Origin of the sequence: Bacillus sp. THAF10, from assembly GCF_009363695.1 — a bacterium.
Taxonomy (GTDB): Bacteria; Bacillota; Bacilli; order Bacillales; family Bacillaceae_I; genus Sutcliffiella_A.
In genome coordinates this window covers 1394037-1415103 of sequence record NZ_CP045403.1, presented here as the reverse complement: position 1 = coordinate 1415103, position 21067 = coordinate 1394037, and the positions used below count along the sequence as shown (strand labels likewise).

19 protein-coding genes, 1 pseudogene and 2 riboswitches are annotated in these 21067 nt (G+C 38.3%); of the genes and pseudogenes, 5 read left to right on the top strand and 15 right to left on the bottom strand.

From position 1 onward, the window contains the following. Positions 1–164: 164 nt before the first annotated feature. From FIU87_RS07450 to FIU87_RS21225, 4 genes and pseudogenes are all read right to left on the bottom strand, one after another. The gene (locus FIU87_RS07450; protein ID WP_152443998.1) at positions 165–1655 is read right to left on the bottom strand and encodes a UDP-N-acetylmuramoyl-L-alanyl-D-glutamate--2,6-diaminopimelate ligase; all 1491 of its coding nucleotides are present in this window, start codon (positions 1653–1655) and stop codon (positions 165–167) included. 228 nt (positions 1656–1883) lie between these two features. Further along, positions 1884–3578 carry a M3 family oligoendopeptidase gene (locus FIU87_RS07445; protein WP_152443997.1) on the bottom strand — a complete coding sequence of 565 codons (1695 nt, stop codon included), beginning with the start codon at positions 3576–3578 and terminating at the stop codon, positions 1884–1886. A 282-nt stretch (positions 3579–3860) separates the two neighbouring features. Continuing rightward, positions 3861–4316, bottom strand: a complete 456-nt coding sequence (locus tag FIU87_RS07440) for a MarR family winged helix-turn-helix transcriptional regulator (protein ID WP_152446460.1) — start codon at positions 4314–4316, stop codon at positions 3861–3863. A 121-nt stretch (positions 4317–4437) separates the two neighbouring features. Continuing rightward, positions 4438–4566 (bottom strand): annotated as a pseudogene (locus FIU87_RS21225) (phosphonate ABC transporter, permease protein PhnE); the annotation flags it as partial. A gap of 783 nt (positions 4567–5349) precedes the next feature. On the opposite strand from FIU87_RS21225, the gene FIU87_RS07430 reads away from it, so the two are divergent. Next, entirely contained in the window at positions 5350–6081 is a 732-nt protein-coding gene (locus FIU87_RS07430; RefSeq protein ID WP_152443996.1) for a ZIP family metal transporter, read from the top strand. Between the two features lie 30 nt (positions 6082–6111). Here the strand turns inward: FIU87_RS07430 and FIU87_RS07425 are convergent, their stop codons facing one another. Continuing rightward, a complete protein-coding gene (locus FIU87_RS07425) occupies positions 6112–6288 on the bottom strand; it encodes an aspartyl-phosphate phosphatase Spo0E family protein (protein WP_152443995.1) in 177 nt (58 codons plus the stop codon). Between the two features lie 227 nt (positions 6289–6515). Here FIU87_RS07425 and FIU87_RS07420 point away from each other — a divergent pair, with 227 nt between their 5' ends. Continuing rightward, entirely contained in the window at positions 6516–7289 is a 774-nt protein-coding gene (locus tag FIU87_RS07420) for a divergent polysaccharide deacetylase family protein (protein WP_152443994.1), read from the top strand. Positions 7290–7329: 40 nt separating this feature from the next. Here the strand turns inward: FIU87_RS07420 and cbpA are convergent, their stop codons facing one another. The 8 genes from cbpA to FIU87_RS07380 form a co-directional block, all read right to left on the bottom strand. Beyond that, entirely contained in the window at positions 7330–7968 is a 639-nt protein-coding gene (gene cbpA, locus FIU87_RS07415) for a cyclic di-AMP binding protein CbpA (RefSeq protein ID WP_152443993.1), read from the bottom strand. A 110-nt stretch (positions 7969–8078) separates the two neighbouring features. Beyond that, complete coding sequence (locus tag FIU87_RS07410) at positions 8079–9416, bottom strand: CoA-disulfide reductase (RefSeq protein ID WP_152443992.1); 1338 nt, start codon at positions 9414–9416, stop codon at positions 8079–8081. Between the two features lie 200 nt (positions 9417–9616). Beyond that, positions 9617–10974, bottom strand: a protein-coding gene (locus FIU87_RS07405; RefSeq protein WP_152446459.1) for an IS1182 family transposase whose coding sequence is annotated in 2 segments (ribosomal slippage) — positions 9617–10401 and positions 10401–10974 — 1359 coding nt in all. Because the reading frame shifts where the segments join, the coding sequence is not laid out codon by codon here. A gap of 129 nt (positions 10975–11103) precedes the next feature. Then, on the bottom strand, positions 11104–11637 hold the full coding sequence (locus FIU87_RS07400) for a 1,2-dihydroxy-3-keto-5-methylthiopentene dioxygenase (RefSeq protein WP_152443991.1): 534 nt from the start codon (positions 11635–11637) through the stop codon (positions 11104–11106). Between the two features lie 18 nt (positions 11638–11655). Beyond that, positions 11656–12294 (bottom strand): methylthioribulose 1-phosphate dehydratase, encoded by a 639-nt coding sequence (locus tag FIU87_RS07395; RefSeq protein WP_152443990.1) that lies wholly within the window; start codon positions 12292–12294, stop codon positions 11656–11658. Beyond that, positions 12291–12956, bottom strand: coding sequence for a 2-hydroxy-3-keto-5-methylthiopentenyl-1-phosphate phosphatase (locus FIU87_RS07390; RefSeq protein WP_152443989.1), 666 nt, complete (start codon positions 12954–12956; stop codon positions 12291–12293). Before FIU87_RS07390 ends, FIU87_RS07395 begins: the two co-directional genes overlap by 4 nt. Then, positions 12953–14197, bottom strand: coding sequence for a 2,3-diketo-5-methylthiopentyl-1-phosphate enolase (gene mtnW, locus FIU87_RS07385; RefSeq protein ID WP_152443988.1), 1245 nt, complete (start codon positions 14195–14197; stop codon positions 12953–12955). The genes FIU87_RS07390 and mtnW overlap by 4 nt, the downstream gene beginning before the upstream one ends. 77 nt (positions 14198–14274) lie before the next feature. After that, positions 14275–14377, bottom strand: a riboswitch (SAM riboswitch). A gap of 78 nt (positions 14378–14455) precedes the next feature. Continuing rightward, entirely contained in the window at positions 14456–15628 is a 1173-nt protein-coding gene (locus tag FIU87_RS07380) for a pyridoxal phosphate-dependent aminotransferase (RefSeq protein ID WP_152443987.1), read from the bottom strand. A gap of 100 nt (positions 15629–15728) precedes the next feature. Here FIU87_RS07380 and FIU87_RS07375 point away from each other — a divergent pair, with 100 nt between their 5' ends. Then, positions 15729–16511, top strand: a complete 783-nt coding sequence (locus FIU87_RS07375) for a carbon-nitrogen family hydrolase (protein ID WP_152443986.1) — start codon at positions 15729–15731, stop codon at positions 16509–16511. A gap of 454 nt (positions 16512–16965) precedes the next feature. Here FIU87_RS07375 and cspD read toward each other — a convergent pair whose 3' ends face one another. Next, positions 16966–17163: a cold-shock protein CspD gene (gene cspD / locus FIU87_RS07370; RefSeq protein WP_064100611.1), complete on the bottom strand. Its 198-nt coding sequence runs from the start codon at positions 17161–17163 to the stop codon at positions 16966–16968. Between the two features lie 479 nt (positions 17164–17642). Further along, a riboswitch (SAM riboswitch) is annotated at positions 17643–17745 on the top strand. Positions 17746–17841: 96 nt separating this feature from the next. Here cspD and mtnK point away from each other — a divergent pair. Together mtnK and mtnA are read left to right on the top strand one after the other, a co-directional pair. After that, entirely contained in the window at positions 17842–19038 is a 1197-nt protein-coding gene (gene mtnK / locus FIU87_RS07365; RefSeq protein ID WP_152443985.1) for an S-methyl-5-thioribose kinase, read from the top strand. Then, positions 19035–20096, top strand: a complete 1062-nt coding sequence (gene mtnA / locus FIU87_RS07360) for an S-methyl-5-thioribose-1-phosphate isomerase (RefSeq protein ID WP_152443984.1) — start codon at positions 19035–19037, stop codon at positions 20094–20096. Before mtnK ends, mtnA begins: the two co-directional genes overlap by 4 nt. A gap of 167 nt (positions 20097–20263) precedes the next feature. On the opposite strand, the gene FIU87_RS07355 is transcribed toward mtnA, so the two are convergent. Next, positions 20264–20842 (bottom strand): DUF2087 domain-containing protein, encoded by a 579-nt coding sequence (locus FIU87_RS07355; RefSeq protein ID WP_152443983.1) that lies wholly within the window; start codon positions 20840–20842, stop codon positions 20264–20266. Positions 20843–21067: the final 225 nt, after the last annotated feature.

The window sequence follows — 21067 nt, the reverse complement described above, 5'->3', positions numbered from 1 at the left end:
TTGCTGTCGTGTTCTTTTCGTGGAGAAAGTTTTAACCAAGTGGTTTAAAATGGCTTAAAGTGTTAATTGCCAACAATCTTTTAAATCAGATACAAAAAAGAAGACTAGCTGTTGGTTCACGTATTTGTGAACCAACCTTCTAGTCAGTAAATAGTTCCAATCATCTATGTTGTAGGTATTTTATCTGTTAATGGGAAGGCTTTTACTGCATTTAACGTGATTTCTTTTTCATCAAACGGGACTACTTCTTTTCCAACTAACTGATAATTTTCATGTCCCTTTCCTGCTATAAGGATAACATCACCACTCCCTGCAAGTTCAACCGCTCGGGTAATGGCTTCTTCTCTATCAGGAATACATTCATAGTTGTCATGAACGGAGCCAGCTGCCATCATCTCGACGATTTCTTCTCCAGGCTCATCAAGCGGGTTATCTGTTGTATAAATGACAAAGTCTGACTTCTCTGTTGCAATTCTCCCCATTTTAGGGCGCTTGTCTTTATCTCTTCCACCACCTGTGCCAATAATGGAGATAATCTTATTGGTCGTAAACATCCGAATGCTGTCTAATACTTTCCCAATTGCATCTTCCGTGTGAGCATAATCAATGATTACATTTCTGCTATCTCCAGTTGGGAATGTTTCCATCCTACCACTAGGAGGTGTCGTTTCATTTACGTGTTTTAGAATCCGCTCAAATGGCATACCTTTGTCCCAGAGCACGCAAATGACAGAGAGAATATTGTAGACGTTGAATTCTCCAAGGAATGGGATTTCCAGTTCAAATTCGCCAAAGTTTGTTATCAGAGTAAAGCTTGTTTTGCTTTGTTCAAAACGAATATTTTCTGCTTTGAAATCGGCATCGTTTTTTATGCCATAGGTAATAATTCTTGCGCCTGTCATATCCGAATAATCTTTCGTTGTCTCATCATCAGCATTTAGGATGGCTGCTTTATCTTTTCTAAGGTCCTGTCCAAGCTGTGCGAAAAGAAGCCCTTTTGCATTCTTATAGTGTTCCATTGTCCCGTGGAAATCAAGATGATCCTGAGTCAAGTTGGTAAACACGCCATTTTGGAATTCGATACCTGTAAGCCTTCCTAACACTAAACCGTGTGAGGACACTTCCATCACCACATCCGTGACACCCGCTTCCACCATGTCTTTTAACATTCTTTGCATGGTCAGTACATCACTTGTGGTATTTTTACTCTCAAATTTTTCTCCATCTATATCAATTTCAATTGTTCCGCTCAAACCTGTTTTATACCCCTCTTTTCGCATGATATTGTTTATCACGCTTGAGACGGTGGTTTTGCCATTTGTACCTGTAACTCCTACAATTCTGAGCTTTGTAGATGGATAATCAAAAAATTTGTTCGCTAAATGACCTAACGCCCTTTCGGTATCTCGAACATGAACATAGCAAATTCCATTTTGCAATTCATTCGGTAGATCTTCAACGACTATAACAGACGCTCCTTTGTTAATGGCTGAATCTATGTAGTTATGTCCATCAACGGTATAACCCTTTATACAGACAAAAACTGAATCGGGTGTTACTTGTCTGGAATCAGAAAAAATATTGGAAACCGATAAAGGAAACTCTCCATATACTTTACGTATGGACAGATGGGAAAACAGTGAATTTGTTTTCATGGATGCCACTTCCTTACTGTTACATTTTATGTGTTAATTTTAGTATTTTCATTATTGTATCTTTATCCCTTACCTAATATTGGTAGAATTATTATGGGTTAAAAAAATGAGAATGGATAAACTATATACCCTTTATTCTACAAAATCAACATCAAAAGGGAAAGGATAATCTATTGTTAAATCTAGATGGAAAAAGCTGCCGTAAGTACGACAGCTTCTCGATTTTCCTTATAATGCTTTATCGTCAATATTGTTGAGATAAGCTTCAATTTCACCTACTACCGATTCCACACAACCTTCTTCAAATGGAGACCGAAGACCTGCTACTTTAACTAGTTGAGTAAATGATTTGCTTCCCCCTTGTTTGCATAGCTCTAGATAAGACTCCCATGCCTGTTCTTGATTTTCTTGTGCAAGCTTCCAATATTGCAGGGCACAAATTTGAGCAAGAGTATAATCAATGTAGTAAAACGGAGAGCGGTAAATATGTCCTTGACGCTGCCAGAACCCTCCAGCTTCTAGATAAGTATTTCCATCATAGTCTCTTTCCGGCAAATACTTTTTCTCGATATTTCTCCAAGCTTGGTTTCTTTCTTCCGGTGTTGCTTCTGGATTTTCATACACAAAATGTTGAAATTCATCTACTGCCACCCCATAAGGTAAGAATGAAATGGCTCCGCTTAAATGAGAAAATTTATATTTATCTGTGTCCTCAAGGAAAAACTTATTCATCCATGGCCATGTAAAGAATTCCATACTCATCGAGTGAATTTCACATGCTTCATATGTTGGCCAGTTGTATTCAGGCACTTCATAACCGCGGCTCATATAAACTTGAAACGCATGGCCCGCCTCATGTGTTAGTACATCAATGTCGCCACTAGTCCCATTAAAATTAGAAAAGATATATGGTGACTTGTAATTAGAGATATACGTACAATAACCACCAGCTTCCTTGCCTTTCTTTGCAACAAGGTCCATGAGGTTATTATCAATCATGAATTGGAAAAATTCTTTTGTTTCTGGGGAAAGCTCCTCATACATTTCTTTGCCATTTTCGATAATCCATTCAGGAGAACCTTTTGGCTTTGCATTTCCAGATTTGTATTTAAATCCTTCATCATAATATTTCAAAGCCTCTACACCAATTCTCTCTTGCTGTTTCTCAGAAAGTTTTGATACAAGAGGTACAATGCTATCCTTAACCTGATCTCTGAATTTCGCTACCATTTCGGCATTGTAGTCTGTTCGGGTCATTCTTGCATACCCAAGCTCGACAAAATTACTGTAGCCGAGTTTCTTTGCCATTTTTGTCCGGACTTTTACAAGCTGATCAAATATCTCATCAAATTCAGCTTGATTTTCTTGGAAGAATCCAAATTTTGCTTCACTTGCTTTTTTTCTAATGTCTCGATCTTCTGATTCTGTGTAAGGATCAAGCTGGGCTAGGGTCAATTCTTCTCCATTAAATGAAATTTTAGCAGAAGCAACGAGCTTGGAATATTTCGTTGAAAGCTTGTTTTCCAATTGAAGATCTTCAATGATGGAATCATCAAACGTCTTAAGTTCACATTCTGCAAGCGCGAATAATTGATTTCCCCATTTTGCCTCTAACTCACTTCTAAAAGGTGATTGTACCAGGGCTTTATAAAATTTTGTCTCCAAAGATTTTGTGATTGGTTCTACTTCATCAAGAAAATCCTGTTCGCCCTTATAGAATTCATCATTGGTGTCGATGGAGTGACGAATATACACAAGATTAAAATCTGTACTAAGGTTGTTGCGGATTTCATTAATCTCTTTCATCGCTTCTTCTTGCTGCTCTAAAGTTTTGGCATTTTCAAATGTTTCTAGGGCACTTAAGAAAGCTTTTTCTACTTCATCCATATTAGGACGATTATAAACAAACTCTTCAAATCTCATTATGTAAATTCCCCTTTTTATAGACTTTTTACGATGTATAAATTCGACAAAAACTAGGGTATTCCTCTATTATTTATCCTTTTCTTTCACTTATCGAAAAAAAAGGCTGTTTTTGTAAATTTTGTTGCTACTGCGTTTGGATAAGGCAGCTGTCGGGGGTTTTTCGTGGAGGAAGATAAAGCAGCGGCAATTTGACTCAACATAAAAATTGGAAATAGATCACTTTAGACAAGTTACTAGCAACAATCTTTTAGAAAAGAGCCCAAAAAAAAGCAACCTTTCCTATGAAAGGTCGCTTTTGGTTTGGGCGTTGAGTCCAAGTTTTTTTATAAGGTCAATGGCATGTTCTTTTTCATTCTGTGAAAGGCCTTCTAAGAGCTGATGAATGTGCTCTTCGTGTTTAGGGAAGATTTTTGCGAGCAACTCTTTACCCTCTTCCGTAATTTGGGCATAGGTTACCCTTCTGTCTTTCGGGCAAGCTTTTCGGTTAAGTAAGCCCTTGCTCTCTAATTTGTCTACAACATAGGTTATGCTTCCACTTGCAAGCAAGATTTTACCACCGATTTGCTGAAGTGGCTGTTCACCCTTATGGTAAAGAAGCTCTAACACAGCAAATTCAGTTGGATTCAATTGAAAAGATTGTATGGACTTGTTCGCTTGGTCATTAATTGCTCTAAATGCACGCGAAAGCACGATAAATAATTTAAGAGAAGTATCTAATTCATGTCTTTGGGCCATCATTTTCATTCCTTTTTAATATCTTGAATTAAAACTAATTTTAATGCAACTTAGTTGGATAGTCAATGACCTTCTAAGAGTAAAAGAAAGAGCTGATCTAAAAGACCAACCCTTAAAAAAATTATACGATTCTTTTTCTGATGGATGAAGATAGGAAATCAATTACTCTAACAACAATAATTATAACAAATAGAATTAACCCCATCTCTTCCCAGTTGCGGTTCATTTGTGAAATTTGAATCAACGTACCATTCAGGAATGATGAGGGACGTCATTCCTGAAGGCTCAATAAAATGTGGATACAATTTGAATAAAATATCAGAACAAAAGCGCAATGCGCCCGTTTTGCGACGTACAAACTTTGTCTAGTTGCAGCGGCTAGCTCCTCGAGTCATAAGCCATCTTTCCTCCGGAGGCAAGATCAGCCTCCTGCAAAAAGCTGACTTATGCTTGTCGGAGCTGAACGAGCCGCTTCACTTTTCGTGGCACTGAGCCGTATGAGATAAAGAAAACACGAAGAGCGAAAGCGATTCGATGTTGCCTTATCGTAAGGAGGCGAGGGAAGTTTGCTAGTCGCTGGCGCATGGAGCTGGACGCTGCTACCCATGAGTATCCTAAAATTCAAAAGCGCAATTCGACCGTTTTGCGACGTATAAACTTTGTCTAGTTGCAGCGGCTAGCTCCTCGAGTCATAAGCCATCTTTCCTCCGGAGGCAAGATCAGCCTCCTGCAAAAAGCTGTCTTATGCTTGTCGGAGCTGAACGAGCCGCTTCACTTTTCGTGGCACTGAGTCGTATGAGATAAAGAAAACACGAAGAGCGTTAGCTTTTTCGTGTTGCCTTATCGTAAGGAGGCGAGGGAAGTTTGCTAGTCGCTGGCGCATGGGACTGGACGTTGCTACTTTTGTTCCAGATATCCACAGACGTATTTTTTATAATTTCCTAAACAATGATAAAAGGTGAGGCTGTTATTTCTAACAGGCACTCACCCTATAAACGTAAGGAAAATTAAAAAAGAAAGGAATTTCTATTATATGAAAGAAGCGATGATTGGGAGTGCTTTGGCAGCATTGTCGACAGGTGTTGGCGCACTGCCAATATTGTTCCTTAAAAATACACTTACACATAGATGGAGAGATACACTTCTTGCACTAACGGCTGGCATTATGATGGCAGCAGCTACCTTAAGTTTAATTCCTGAATCGTTATCATACGGAGGGTTCTTGCCCTTAAGTGTTGGGTTGCTTCTTGGTGTAATTACATTAACTGTTTTGGAAAAATCAATACCTCATATTGATTTAGAGCATACAAGGAGTGGCATTGCGTTTGATAAGAAGGCGATGTTGATTGTGGCCGCCATCACCTTACATAATATTCCTGAAGGTTTATCTGTTGGAGTAAGCTATGCATCCGATGCGTTAGAAACAGGAAAATTAATTGCCTTTGCGATCGGTTTACAAAATGCACCGGAAGGATTTCTTGTGGCGTTATTCTTAATGAACCAAAAAATTTCAAAAGGCAAAGCCTTTGTAGTGGCAACGTTAACTGGTGCAATTGAAATCCCTATGGCAATGCTTGGTTTTTATCTCACTTCCATTGTCTCTTCTCTAGTACCCTATGGATTAGCTTTTGCTGCAGGAGCAATGCTATATATCATCTATAAGGAATTGATTCCTGAAAGCCATGGGGATGGTCATGAAACTTCCTCCACCTACGCCTTTATCATCGGTATGTTGTTTATGGTCCTTCTTATACAGATTTTTTAGCCCTCAGTTTAGAAGGCTTCCAAGATTTTTCTAGTTTTTCTTTTCAAAAATTATTTCCTGATATTGATAAATCAACTTGTCCAAATCTTGGCTGCATTTTACAGTTTGTTCGCTAACATAGCCTGTCTTGTTAGCAACCGCTATCATGTTATCTCTTTTCTCTTTTATCATCAATAATAACTGATCTACATACCCTTCATACGACAAAATGATTCTCTCCTTCACTCAAAATAGTCACATTTGTAAGTATTACAATAATTTGAAAAATTGTAAATAGATTCGCAAAGTTAGACATATTTTTTAATGAATTATTTTTTAGCGGATTACAAACAATAGGATGAAGTACCTAGAGCGAGTAAGGATTTCATAATAATATAGGGAAAGAAAATTGCGAAAAATGTCGTCATTTAGCGAAAAAATAGGCAGGTGTAACTATGAGAATCGTACAAATCATTTCTATTTTTGTTATTTTTTCTTCATTCTTATTACCAGATGGTGTTAGCGCAAATGAACATACTTCAACAAAAGTCGCTATTGTTATTGATGATTTGGGGAACAACATGAAAGGAACAGAAGAAATACTCTCTCTTCCTGTAACACTAACCGTTGCCGTCATGCCTTTCCTTTCAACAACAGAAAAGGATGCAAAAATGGCCTACAAAATGGGGCATGAAGTGATTTTGCATTTGCCCATGGAGCCAATCAAAGGAAAAAGCAGCTGGCTTGGTCCTGGTGCGATTACCTCAGGTCTATCTAATGAAGAAGTCTATAAAAGGGTTAATGATGCAATTGATTCTGTTCCACATGCAGTAGGTATTAATAATCATATGGGGTCTAAAATAACTGCAGATGAACGTATCATGAAAATTATTCTTGAAATATGTAAAGAACGGAACCTTTACTACCTTGATAGTAAAACTTCTAAAAAAAGCGTAGTAGCACCTATTGCAAAAGAACTTGGTGTTCCATTTTTAGAGAATGAGATGTTTTTCGATGAAGTGATGACTACCAATCATATTGTTAAACAGACCAACCATTTGATAAAAAAAACAGAGGTGGATGATTCCATTATTGCTATCGGGCATGTGGGAATTGCAGGTGAAAAAACGGCTAGTGTTCTTAAAGAATACATTCCCATGATCCAAAAGCATGCTCAAATTGTAACACTATCCAATCTCTTGGTAGAAAAAGAACTTTTGCACGAATAAAAAATGGCCACTTTCTCTATGGAGAGTGGCCATTTCCATCTTATTTTGTTACATCAATTTGATCCACATGCGTCACTCTGAATTCTTTTTCTCCAAGCTTTTTGACAAGCTTATCTAATTTTTCTTGAGATAGCGATGCTGGGAGGTTGACGATAACCCTCCTCAAATATTTCTCACCATTATCTAGTGTTAACATTCCATCTATGTTAATATCCTTCATCATAGACACAAGGTCCTTTATTGCTCCCTTATGCTCAATGGTTGCTATTGTTAGAGTATATCCACCTGTCTTCATGCCAAATGAATCTGCTAAAACATCCATTACATTAGCGTGGGTAAGGATACCTAGAAACTCATTTTCCTCATTTAAAACTGCGATAAAAGGTAAGCGTTTAATTGTAAAAAATGCTGTAAAAAACGAGTCTTCCTCGTAGATAAAAGCATCTTTATTTTGAATAAGCACTTCAATCGAATCAGTCTCGCTGCCTTTTCCTTCATATAAATAATCTAGTAAATGCACCTTATACACAAGGCCTAAAAATGCATGTCCATCATTTGATAAGACGGGGATACATCTAAAGCCTGTATCTTTTATTTTTTCATAAGCCTCTTTCACTGTGTAACTTGGTTCACAGTATTGGACATTGATTTTCGGCACAAAATTGTAACGTACTTTCACGCAACTCACTCTCCAATCGTTTTCTCTCTATACTATGTAATCGATAAAACTACTATTACCATAGCATAATCCCTTAACAAGGTAAAGAAAATTCATAATATTATAATAAATCATTTCGCCGCATTAGCGGCAACTTGCACGGCATCCCATACAGTAGCATAAGGAGGTGCATAGCTCAAATCAAGCATGGCAATTTGCTCAGTTGTCATACCATTCGTAATAGCTACAGCAAATACGTCTGCTCTTTTTGCTATACTTGGGTCTTTACTAAGCATTTGGACCCCCAAGACTGTTTTGGCGTCTTTTTCATAGACAAGTTTTATATGAATTGTTTCCGCATCAGGGTAGTAAGAAGCATGACTGCCCGCTTCCACCATTACCGACTCATACGCAATCTTTTCTTTCTCCGCTTCCTTTTCCGTTAAGCCTGTCATCGCAGCGGTCCACTCCATTACTTTTACAACATTAGTACCTAAAATACCGGGAAACTCTTTGGAATTTCCGGCAATATTTTCTGCCGCTACTCTTCCATGTTTATTAGCGGTTGTACCAAGCGCAATATTGACAGGCTTATTCAAAAGCAAATGCATACTTGTAGCACAATCTCCTGCAGCAAAAATGTTCTCGACGCTTGTTCTCTGCTTTTTATCCACAATAATTGCTCCATTATCAAGCATGTTTAATCCGATGTCACTGACAATATCGGTATTTGGTTTGATGCCAACATTAATTACTACTGCATCTACCTCATAGCTTCCTTTATCAGTAAGGATATGTGTTACTTGATTTCTTGATACTTTTAACTCTTTCACTTCTTCACCTGTTCGAATCAACGCTCGTTCTTGTAGCGACTTAGCTAATATATCTGCCACGTCTTTATCATAATTTGGGAGAATTTGATCTTGAAGCTCAATGACAACTACTTCTTTTTTAAGCTCAAGCATTGTTTCCACCAATTCCATGCCTATGTACCCTGCACCAATAATTCCAACTTTTTTAATCTTCTCTTCTTTAAAATATTCTTTCATTCTTATACCATCTTCAAGCGTTTTTAATGTATAGATGTTACTTGCTTCTTTTGGGACGAATGGAGGCACAACTGGAATGGCTCCTGTTGCAATCAACAATTGATCATAAGCAGCGATGAATTGTTTTCCTGTTTGAAGGTTTATAACATGCACTTCTTTTTTTAATGGATCCACCTTAGTGACTTCATGATTTATATGAACACGTATCTCTCTTTCTTCAAAATCCTCCACGGTTCTTGCTAGTAGTTCTTCATGAGATGGCGTGACTCCTGATATATAGTAAGGAAGACCACAGGCACCATAGGAGATATGGGAATCCTTTTCAAAAACAGTAATCTTTATATCACCATTTAATCTTCTTAACTTAGATGCTGCACTCATTCCCCCAGCAATTCCACCAATGATGATGACATGTTCCATCTTAGCGCCTCCTATATTGTTTTCTCTCTTTATATTCCCACACGCCTCACTTAGTAGTCATATATCTAAAAAAGACCTCCTTAAGTGGAGGTCTTCAGCTTGTAGAGAAACCCTATGTTTTTCTCTACAAGCTTTTTTATTTTGGTGGACCATGTGATATTATCTTGCATCACACTTGAGAGAAAAAGGTTCCCACACACCTAGCCTAGCCGGGCTAGGTGTGTGGCAATCTTCTTCATGTTTTGGCAGGCTGCTGTGAGTAACACTTGTTCACTCACATTGCCTTCTCCCCTCAACCTACAGTAGCGAAGCCCATGCAGTTCTTTTGAATCTGCAAAGCTTCGCTCCACTTTTTCTTTCCTGTATTTATAAAGCATTTTTCCAGACTTAGAAAGCCTGTTTAATCGAACCTGTTCTTTATGATCTTCCCATACGTGACGGGTGACCACTTTTTGATGATTTTTGGATTGTGTACACTGATCAAGTAAAGGACAAACCTTACATTTCGAAGGATCCGATTTATACTCTCGATAGCCTTCGCGCGTGGTGGTTCGATAGGTTAAGACATCTCCGTTTGGGCAAATGTATTGATTGTTCTCTGGTTGATAGGTGAATTTCCATTTTGGAAAGAGACCTTTGATAGGGTGAAACCTTCTATGTGCGATTACTCCAAAGATGTTCCTATCCGATAATCCCTTACAAATGGGATTGGTAAGATAACCAGAGTCAAGTGCCACAGCTTCCACTTTAAATTCAAAGCGTTCCATTTGGCGGTCTATACGTGAGAGATAAGGAACAGAGTCATGAACGTTTCCAGGAGTCACAAAGGCATCAGTAATGATGTTAAATTTCATATCCGTCGTACGATGGTCAAGGTAACAGAACATTTCTTGCTTTTGATCTCGTGACATAAAGCCACAATCCGGATCCGTTAAACTTTTGCGGATTTCTTTGGTCTCTTTCACCTCCTCCCGTTCTTTTAGAGCTTTTTTCCGTTCTTTTCTCGATCCTCGCTGATAGCTTGATTTAATTCTTCTATGTATTCTCGTGTCTCTACTTCAACGGTTTTTCTTGTGAACTTATGCTTATTGGCGTTTGCTTTTAAATGGGTAGAATCCGTAAACAATACGCGTCCACCAACCATTTTGTGGTTCATGGCTTGAAGGACGATTTCATCGAATATCTCTTGGAAAATATTCGTCTTGTTAAAACGTTTGCGTCGATTCCAACTAATTGTGGAGTGGTGAGGAACAGGGTCGGTTAAACGTAATCCTAAAAACCAACGGTACGCGATGTTCATTTGAATTTCTTTTTCAAGTTGTCTTTCGGAGCGAATTCCATAAAAGTAGCCAATAAACATCATTTTGAAAAGTACGAGAGGGTCTAAAGAGGGACGTCCATTATCTTCAGAGTAGTAGGGGCGAACGCGTTCTAGGATGAAGGAAAAATCAATGTACTTATCAATTTTCCTGAGTAGATGATCTTGGGGAACGAGGTCTTCAATTGAGACAAACTCAACTTCATTTTGCGTTGTATTTCTTGTATTAAACAATAGAATCACCGCCTATATGTATTAACTATATTATAACATATTAACGCGGTAATTTGTTGAAGTTATTGAATATAAAAATGGCTGTCGAGACTTTCTCGACAGCCTGAAGACCTCCTTAAGTGGAGGTCTTTTTACTTAATTTTTCACTTCTTCTTTTTCGTAAATCGGAACCCATCCTTCTGTTGTAACAAAAATGCGAATGGCTACCACTTTTCTGTCTTCCATTAAGGTAAAATAATGACGTACATTTGGTGGAACAGATATAAGATCCCCAGGCTCTAATTCTACATCAAAAAAAGAGCCGTCCTTACCCTGGATAATAAAAATACCGTGTCCACTCACAATGAATCGAACTTCGTCATCAGTGTGGTGATGCTCTTGCTGGAAGTTTTTCAATAGTTGTTCCAAGTTTGGGGTTGTTTCAGATAACGAAATAACATCTTGTGATTTATAGCCTCTTTTTAGAGAAATGGCCGCAATTTCTTCCTTAAACACTTCTAGAATTTCCTCTTTGTTTTCATCGGTTAAAGTAAAATTTTCTTGGAGGTGCCCAGGCAATTTTGCAATTTCCCAGTTTTCATAAATAACCTCATTCCTGCTTAGAAATGCTTCTACCTGCTCCTTGCCACTTATTCTCTCACCAGTGTTATGTACTCTTATTTCTGCCATTAGTAATTCCTCCTTCTATTAAATTGATATTTTAGTTGGTAACAAGTTTTGGAGACTTAGTAGCTTTAATTGGTAGGAAAATAAAAACTCCCATGCCTCCAACTGTTTTTTCGCCTCAAATGCTGTTTTTCCCCACACCGTAATGCCATGATTTCTTATTAAAACAGCCCCATTATCCTTGTTTACATAACTTGTAAAAGCTAAAGCTAGCTTAGGGATATCGGCATAATTTTCAATAATAGGAATGGTGATTTCTCCATCCTCATCCCAAATTCCAAAAGCTTTAATTATCTCTTGCCCCTTAAATGTAATTTTCCCTCGGTCACCATACAGTTCTGATATCACATTATTGTCTACTGTATGAACATGCAGGGAGCAACCTGCATTTGTATGTTGATACACTTCTAAATGAAGCAGTGTTTCAGCAGATGGCTTTAACGTACTTGTTTCAATTGCCTTTCCATGCTCATCAACTAATAAAAAATCCTCCACTGTTCGTTTCCGTTTATCCTTCCCGCTTGAAGATACCAAAAAACGTAAGGGGTCATCTGATACCTTGATTGACAAATTTCCACTTGTACCCATAAACCAATCTCTTTGGGCAAGCTCTGCTTTTACCTCACTAAGCTCATTCCATTTTTGAATGAAGGTGCTCATGCCCTCACCTCGCTCTTTTTAAGGATTTCCATCACATCAAAAAACGTTTCAAAGCTAGAAAAAGGAATGCCCAAGTTTTTGCATTTGTCTGCTAGAAAGTCTCTGGCAATTACTTGATCTGCAAGCCTTGCAGCCTCTAAGTCTGTAATCGAATCGCCGATTACAATGATACGGTCATTTTCCTTACATAGACTTCTTATGATAGTTGGCTTACAGCACCCACAATCGTTTTCACAACTATTATCACAGGTGTGCGGCCAAACGATGCTAATTTGATTTTGTGAGAAATCAGAGCTGTTACAATAGATGTCCTCACTACTGATATAGCTGGCTAAAATGGGTTCTACAAAAAAATCGATTCCACCTGAGACAACGTACAAAGGAATATTCTTTTCCTTTGCATAAGAAACAAATTCAGCAAAGCCTTCTCTTATTTCCGCATGTTTCATAATAAAATTCTTAATGTCCTGTTTCTTAGAGGAAGGCAGTAAAGCAAACATCTTGCCAACTCCCTCTTTTATGGAGACTTCTTGGGCTAACACTTGATTCTTAATACCGTCCCATTCTGGGGGAGCAAACTCTTTCATAATGGCAATAATATTGTCACTGTTAGTAATTGTCCCATCAAAGTCACAAAAAATGATTGGTTGCTTGGTTGTCATTGTGCGACCTCAACATTACCCCATTGTTCAAGGGCAATTTTCAATTCCTCATGAGTAGAGGCATAGTTTTCTAACAGCTCACCAGCTAACACCGCTTCTACAGCTTGACGGAATGCTTTTCCTCCTGAAGCTGCACCAAGCTTATGTCCATGAATTCCTCCGCCTGCATTTATAATGGCATCCTTCCCAAAGTCTTGATATAAAAGAGGTACAAGACCCGGATGGATTCCTGCAGATGGTACTGGAATTGTCTTTTTCACATGTGCCTCCTCCAAGGTTAGGGCATCACGAATTCCTAAAGCCTGTTCTTTCGGTAGTGCGACACTTCCATATGGGGACGGAAATAACGAAAAATCTGCACCTGCGTACCTCAAAAGCTTTCCTAGTAGCAATTCATTTGAAATTCCATAAAATTCAGATGGAGTAAGGGCCCCACTTACAGCAGGATGAGCCATGATTGGAATAGAAATTTCCTTTTCCTCTACAAGCGCTTGTAGAGTGTCTAAACCATAGGAAAAAACATTAAACAAAAGTGCATCTGCCCCAAGCTCAGCTGCGCGCTTTGCTTTTTCTTTTAACTCAAATGTTCTACCGGTTAAATTAACGGCGTATCTTGCCCTGTGACCTGTTTCTTCGTAAACTTCCTCAAGCGCAATTTTCCCTTCTGTTATTCTTTTTTCAAATGGAGTGAAGTCGTTTTCAAAAAGAATCTCATCATCCTTAATAAAATCTACTCCTCCTTTTGCTTGCTCCTTTAACTGGTGGATAAGATAGTTCATATCTCTGCCAATGACACCTTTAAAAATACTCATGACAAACGGCCGATGAAAAACGCCAGTTAATTCTCTAAGACCAGTAATGCCAAGCTTTGGCCCTGGAAATGCTTGTTTTAGTTGCTCGTTAAACGTTAAGTCTATCAGCTTTATCTCCCCATCCAAGGAAAGCTTTCCGAAAACTGTCGTTAGAATTGCTGGAAGATCATTACTAAAGTTCCAAGCAGGGTAAGCAATTTGGATAATTCCTCTCGTGATGTTCTTATGCAAATAGCTGTTAACGACTTCGCTCGGTTCTAGCTCTTTTACACTTACCACTTTTCCTTTATGTTTTTTTAATTGTTCTTTTTCAAGCTGCGGTAAATCGGTCCAAGATCCGATTGTTAAGCCAAGCGCGATACCTTCTGCCTTTTTTTCAAGGTTTCCTTTATGATCATGAATCAGGTAAGTTGCGATTATTTCACTCATGTTCTTCATCCTTTCAACATGCTCTATAAAAAACAAAAAACCCCTTCGCTAAAGAAGAGGTTAGGTTATCTAACATCCTCTTATCTATCAGCGATTTGCTGCAAGAATTAGCACCGTGCTTGTAAAAAGTCGGTTGCCGGGTTTCATAGGGCTAGTCCCTCCACCTGCTCTTGATAAGATTGAATTAGGTTTTGATCATTTTTTTATAAAATCTAGTTGCGATTATGCCATCATTTCACGTGGATGTCAACAGAAATTTCAGAATATCTTCAACTCTCTGATTCTTTTTATTGCTTCTTTCAGCCTTTCCTCTTCTGTAAGCAATCCCACTCGGACGTACCCTTCTCCGTACTTCCCAAATCCAACTCCAGGTGCAACTACAACATGCGCCTCATGTAAAAGCTTGTCTGCAAAGGTAACAGATGTGTACCCATCAGGAACCTTTAACCAAGCGAAAAAAGATCCCTTAGGAGCTGTAACTTCCCAACCAAGTTGTTGAAGACCTTCGATTAGGATATTTCTTCTTTTCTCATACAAATTCACTAAATCCATCACACATTTTTGTGAATCTAATAGCGCTGTTGCTGCCGCCTCTTGAACTGCTCCAAATAAACTCACATAAAGGTGATCTTGCAAAAGATTTATGCTTGAAATAACATTTTCGTTTCCAATTGCGAAACCTACACGCCACCCTGCCATATTAAAAGTTTTAGATAGTGTATAGATTTCAATCCCCACTTCTTTTGCACCTTCTGTTTGTAAAAAGCTAATTGGCTTTTCTCCATCAAAGCCTATGGCACCATAAGCAAAATCATGAACCACACAAATATTATGCTTGGTGGCAAGCTCCACAGTTTGTTCAAAGAATTGTTTGTTCGCAACCGCTCCTGTTGGATTGTTTGGATAGTTAAGAAACATGAGTTTTGCTTTTTCTAAAACATCTGCCTCTAACTCTTCATAGTTTGGTAAAAAATGATATACTTCTTGTAACGGCATATATTCCATTTTTGCCTTTGCAAGCGCGACACCAGACCAATAATCAGGATAACCTGGGTCAGGAACAAGGACGGTATCCCCTTCATTTAACAAGCATAAAGGGATTTCCACTAGGCCTGCTTTCCCCCCAAAAAGAACTGCCACTTCCTTTTCTGGATCAAGATCCACGTCATATTCCCTTTTGTAGAATGACGCGATGGCTTCTTTCAAAAATGAGTGCCCTCTAAACGGGGAATATTTATGGTGATGTGGCTTTTGAACAGCGTTCTGTAAGGAGTTTACAATATGTTCAGGCGTTGGCTGGTCAGGATTTCCCTGTCCTAGATTAATAACATCATGACCCTGAGCCATTACTTTTCCCACTTTTTTCACTAAAGAGGCAAAAAACTGTACCGGAAGGGAATCTAAAAGTTCAGATTGTTGGAAATTCTTCATTTAGTCCACCTACTTAAAAAATTCTTGAAATCCTAGTCACAAATCATATATTGTTAGAATCAACTTGTAAAGCATTTTTTTCTATAAGGGAGGAAAGATTATGAGCTGGAAAATTGCTTGTATTCAATTTGATATAGCTTTTGGAGATCCTGAAAAAAACATTGATAAAGTGTGTGAATTAATAAAGAAAGCTGGGGAAGAACACCCTGATATAATCGTGCTTCCTGAGCTATGGTCGACAGGCTATGATTTAGAACGACTTGATAAAATAGCGGACTCTGGTGGTTTCGTAACAACAAAGTTACTCAAATCAGCTGCAAAAGAAGTTGGTGCACATATTGTTGGGGGCTCTGTTGCCAAAAAAACAAATAAGGGAATTTATAATACGATGTTAACAGTAAATAAAGACGGAGAAGTGGTCGGAGAATATAGCAAGCTTCACTTGTTCAGACTCATGGATGAACACCACTTTTTACAACCCGGAAAAACAGACGGGCTTTTTGAGCTAGATGGCGAAGCTTGTGCAGGCTTCATCTGCTATGATATAAGATTTCCTGAATGGATTCGCGCCCATACAACGAAACAGGCAAAAGCGATTTTCGTCGTTGCAGAATGGCCACTTGCGCGCGTGGAACACTGGCGAACGTTACTAATTGCACGAGCAATTGAAAATCAATGTTATGTGATTGCTTGCAACCGTTCAGGCGCAGATCCGAAAAACACCTTCGCAGGGCATTCCATGATTATTGATCCTTGGGGAGAAATTTTGGCTGAAGCAGGTGAAGAAGAAGAAATTATTACAGCCACTGTAGACTTAGCAAAAGTCGATGAAGTACGAAAAAAAATTCCAATCTTTGAAGATAGAAGACCACAATACTATTAATATCAAAAGCGAAATGCGCCCGTTTTGCGACGTACAATCTTTGTCTAGTTGCAGCGGCTGAACAAGCCGCTTCACTTTTTGTCGCACTGAGCCGTATGAGATAAAGAAAACACGAAGAGCACGAGCGTCGATGTTGCCTTATCGTAAGGAGGCGAGGGAAGTTTGCTAGTCGCAGGCGCATGGAGCTTGATGTATCAAAAGCGAAATGCGCCCGTTTTGCGACGTACAAACTTTGTCTAGTTGCAGCGGCTGAACAAGCCGCTTCACTTTTCGTGGCACTGAACCGTATGAGATAAAGAAAACACGAAGAGCTCGAGCGTCGATGTTGCCTTATCGTAAGGAGGCGAGGGAAGTTTGCTAGTCGCAGGCGCATGGAGCTTGTCGTATTAAAATCGAAAAATTGAACAAAAAATAAAAGGACCCTATCACTAGGGTCCTTTCTATTTGGCTAGCATTATTTTGTAACGTTAGCAGCTTGAGGTCCACGAGCACCTTCAACGATTTCGAAAGAAACTTCTTGACCTTCTTCTAAAGTTTTGAAGCCGTCGCCTTGGATAGCGGAGAAGTGTACGAATACATCGTCTTGACCTTCAACTTCGATGAATCCAAAACCTTTTTCTGCATTAAACCATTTTACTTTACCTTGTAACATGTTTGTTCCTCCTTGTGGTTAACCCACGTAAATATTACTATTCTTGCTCTTTCAAACATTTCAAGACGAAAACTTTGTTTCTGACTTTCCATATTCACGAACAAAAATAATAGTTTAATAATAACAGGTACTTATGTTTTTTTCAAGGTTAAATCCAAATTATTCATATTATCTTTTGTTATTTTTCAAAATAATCAGATTGCAAAAAGATGTTGACATTTTTCCAAGTGCCTTGTTATTATTTTCAACAAGTGATAATTTTCTAAATAATCAGCTTTGTTGAACAACGCTGTTGATTTTCGCAAATTGCTTCGCGTCCGCGGGGCGATACTGGAGCCTCCTCGGCTACGCCTGTGGGCTCTCCAGTCACTCGCTTCAATCCCGCTGGAGTCTACGCATTTGCTACAATCACCAGCTAGAAACTTCTTTAAATCACCGTTCATCATTAACAAAGCCAACTAATTAAATATGTTGTTTTACTCTTATCAAGAGCAGGTGGAGGGACTGGCCCTATGAAACCCGGCAACCGACTTTTTCAAGCACGGTGCTAATTCTTGCAGAAATTTTTCTGACAGATAAGAGGGGAGAAGTTAACTTCAAGCCTCTTTCTTGTGGAAAGGGGCTTTTATTATTGTAATAGCCCCGCTGTATTTTATTTCAATATAGGGGGAGAAAACCATGACAGTTACTTTAGCGAAAGACTATGAACCACTAACAGAGGCAACCGCTGTTACACTTGCCAAGGAGCTAAATTTTTTTAAAGAAGGATCATTATTGGCCTGCCGAGAAATTGGAGACGGAAATCTAAATTTAGTTTTTCATATTACAGATGAAAATAACACAGGAATTATCGTAAAACAGGCACTTCCCTATGCTAAGGTTGTAGGTGAAAGCTGGCCTCTTACTCTACACAGAGCGACGATTGAGGGAAATTATTTAAAGAATGCTGCTACCTTTGTGCCTAATCTTGTTCCAAAGGTTTACTATACGAATGAAACACTGGCAATTACGATAATGGAGGACTTATCACATTTAGAAATTGTCCGACATGGCTTTATTTCTGGCAAGGCATTCCCTCTTGTGTCCTCACATATTGGAGAATATCTAGCCAAAACGTTATTTTACACATCAGATTTTGGAATGAATCAACAAGAAAAGAAAAAGCTTCAACAGCTTTTTAGCAATCCAGAGCTTTGTAAAATCACCGAGGATTTGGTGTTTACAGACCCTTTCTTTGATAGTGAAACAAATGATTATGAGCCAGAACTCCTTAACTCTGTAGAAGATATTTGGAGCAATGATAAATTAAAATTGGAAGTAGCGAAGCTAAAGCAATCGTTTTTAACTAGTGGAGAAGCGCTGCTTCATGGAGATCTGCATACTGGAAGTATCTTTGCCAGTGAGATTGATACAAAAGTCATTGATCCAGAATTTGCTTTTTTTGGCCCAATTGGCTTTGATATCGGGCAGTTTTTTGCAAATATTTTATTGCAGGCCATCACTCGGGACGAAGATTCCAGAGGGGATATTACTAGACACATTCATCATGTGTGGGAAAGCTTCTCTCAAGTTTTTCGTTCACTTTGGGACAAGGAAAGTGTAGAAAAATTCACAACAACACCTCACTATTTCGAACATGTTTTAGAGAAAATTTTTAAAGATGCTATTGGATTTGCAGGTTGTGAGATAATCCGGAGAACAATCGGTCTTGCTCATGTCGCGGACCTTGATTCTATACAACCTGATGCCAAAAGGATTAACATCAAAAAACAGGCGCTTTCTCTTGGTAAGGCGCTTATTATAGATAGAGAATTGATTTCTTCCACTTCAGCGCTTGAAGAATTAATTAATATGAAGGAGTTGAAAGAATCATGACATTTACCTCTACCCTTCCTGTTTCCATCGAATGGAAGGAAACCTATATAAAGCTATTAGATCAGCAACGGCTACCTCAAGAAACAGTATTTTTAAACCTTTACACTTTAGACGAAGTGTATGATGCAATATCCTCCCTAAAGGTTCGAGGGGCGCCTGCCATTGGAATAACAGCAGCATATGGCCTTGCTCTTGCTGCAAAGTCATATCAAACAAAAAGCCTGGACGAATTTATTGAAAAACTAACAGAGGATAAAAATTATCTGGCGGGTTCACGACCCACTGCAGTTAACCTATGTTGGGCATTAGATCGATTATATCATTCCGCCCTTAAGGCAGTTACAATAAATGAAGCGAAGACAAACTTACTTCATCATGCAATACAGATTCAGCAAGAAGATGAAGCTACCTGCAAACAAATTGGCGAACATGCCTTAACTCTGTTTAAGAAAAATGATCATATCTTAACAATATGTAATGCAGGCTCTATTGCTACTGCTCGGTATGGCACTGCACTCGCTCCCTTCTACCTTGCAAAAGAGAGAAATTTCCCTTTAAAAGTATTTGCTTGTGAAACAAGACCTGTATTACAAGGTGCAAGACTAACTGCTTGGGAGCTGCAAAATGCAGGAGTGGATGTAACCCTTATTACAGACAATATGGCAGCACATACCATAAAGAAAAAAAATATAAGTGCTATCATCGTCGGAGCGGACAGAATCACTGCAAACGGAGATACCGCAAACAAAATTGGAACATACGGACTTGCTATTTTGGCAAAGGCTTTTGGTATACCCTTCTATGTAGCTGCTCCCTTGTCCACATTTGATATTTCAATAGCAACTGGAGATTCGATTATCATTGAAGAAAGAAATCCTGATGAAGTCACTCATATTGGGAACAAGAGGATAGCACCAGAAAATATCGACGTATTTAATCCGGCATTTGATGTAACTCCAAATGAGCTTATCACAGCCATCATTACCGAAGAAGGTGTTATTAAAGGTAATTTTACCGAATCGATTTTTTCTCTTTTCTCACAAAAGGATCTGTCGTAATAGACAGATCCTCCTTGTTTTATTTAGCTCTTTTCTAAAAGCTTGTTGCTATAAACTAAAAAAAATGCCACTTGTTTAAAACTCCTCCACGAAAAGAGCACGACAACAAGGAGATAACGAGTGTCTTAAAGATACGCAGTAGCCACAAACTTTACGAAAACAGCCTTTTATTTTAACCACATTTCTTTTGGATTCATTTCATAAATTCCAGCTTCACGATACATAAAATGGTTGATAATAAACTCTCTTCTAATCGTTGCATAGTCTTCATGGAATTGTTTGATATGCTCGTTTATTTCTTTTTCGGTATATTTCACGCCCATTTCTAAGTCCTTCATAATATGTTGAAAAATTATCAGCTTTTTCTTTCTCTGAGCTGGGATATTTTTTAATCTTCCGTCCTTTGTTAAAAAGTTTTGCAGAATTTCTTCTCTTTCTTTTTGTTCCATTATGGAAGCCTCCCCCTTTTTACTACGATTTAAAATATGATGAAGTCCTTCATGATACTGTGTTATGGATTTTTGATTAAGAAAATAAAAGACAGTGTTTTTTTCTCTTCTCTCGTATACAGCACTTATTTCTTTTAACTTACTTATGTGATGAGATACCGTTGGAGGCTTAATACCTAGTCGTTCTGCAAGTTCTTGCCCATTTAAAGGTTCCTCTGAAGAAAGTAGTACTAGCAATTTGATTCTTGTTTGATCTCCCATAACCTTATAAAAATTAACGAGTTTATCTAATTGCATGTTAAATCCCTCCCCTCTCTAATTAGATTTACATCTAATTAGAGAATAATCTAATTAGTGAGGGAATTCAATCTTTTTTACTTTCATTTTTCAATATTTGATTTTTTTCGTTATTATTAATGATTTGTAACTTTTCAACTATGTGTGTATAAAAAATTAATTTATTTACCCTTCCCATCATAATCGACTCCTGTTTTTTTGACTTAGGGAAACTTTTTTAGTCTT

Excerpts from the sequence above, each read along its gene's own strand:
- FIU87_RS07450 (WP_152443998.1), bottom strand. The coding sequence starts at position 1,655 with ATGAAAACAAATTCACTGTTTTCCCATCTGTCCATACGTAAAGTATAT.
- FIU87_RS07445 (WP_152443997.1), bottom strand. The coding sequence starts at position 3,578 with ATGAGATTTGAAGAGTTTGTTTATAATCGTCCTAATATGGATGAAGTA.
- FIU87_RS07440 (WP_152446460.1), bottom strand. The coding sequence starts at position 4,316 with ATGGCCCAAAGACATGAATTAGATACTTCTCTTAAATTATTTATCGTG.
- FIU87_RS07430 (WP_152443996.1), top strand. The coding sequence starts at position 5,350 with ATGAAAGAAGCGATGATTGGGAGTGCTTTGGCAGCATTGTCGACAGGT.
- FIU87_RS07420 (WP_152443994.1), top strand. The coding sequence starts at position 6,516 with ATGAGAATCGTACAAATCATTTCTATTTTTGTTATTTTTTCTTCATTC.
- FIU87_RS07410 (WP_152443992.1), bottom strand. The coding sequence starts at position 9,416 with ATGGAACATGTCATCATCATTGGTGGAATTGCTGGGGGAATGAGTGCA.
- FIU87_RS07400 (WP_152443991.1), bottom strand. The coding sequence starts at position 11,637 with ATGGCAGAAATAAGAGTACATAACACTGGTGAGAGAATAAGTGGCAAG.
- FIU87_RS07395 (WP_152443990.1), bottom strand. The coding sequence starts at position 12,294 with ATGAGCACCTTCATTCAAAAATGGAATGAGCTTAGTGAGGTAAAAGCA.
- FIU87_RS07390 (WP_152443989.1), bottom strand. The coding sequence starts at position 12,956 with ATGACAACCAAGCAACCAATCATTTTTTGTGACTTTGATGGGACAATT.
- mtnW (WP_152443988.1), bottom strand. The coding sequence starts at position 14,197 with ATGAGTGAAATAATCGCAACTTACCTGATTCATGATCATAAAGGAAAC.
- FIU87_RS07380 (WP_152443987.1), bottom strand. The coding sequence starts at position 15,628 with ATGAAGAATTTCCAACAATCTGAACTTTTAGATTCCCTTCCGGTACAG.
- FIU87_RS07375 (WP_152443986.1), top strand. The coding sequence starts at position 15,729 with ATGAGCTGGAAAATTGCTTGTATTCAATTTGATATAGCTTTTGGAGAT.
- cspD (WP_064100611.1), bottom strand. The coding sequence starts at position 17,163 with ATGTTACAAGGTAAAGTAAAATGGTTTAATGCAGAAAAAGGTTTTGGA.
- mtnK (WP_152443985.1), top strand. The coding sequence starts at position 17,842 with ATGACAGTTACTTTAGCGAAAGACTATGAACCACTAACAGAGGCAACC.
- mtnA (WP_152443984.1), top strand. The coding sequence starts at position 19,035 with ATGACATTTACCTCTACCCTTCCTGTTTCCATCGAATGGAAGGAAACC.
- FIU87_RS07355 (WP_152443983.1), bottom strand. The coding sequence starts at position 20,842 with ATGCAATTAGATAAACTCGTTAATTTTTATAAGGTTATGGGAGATCAA.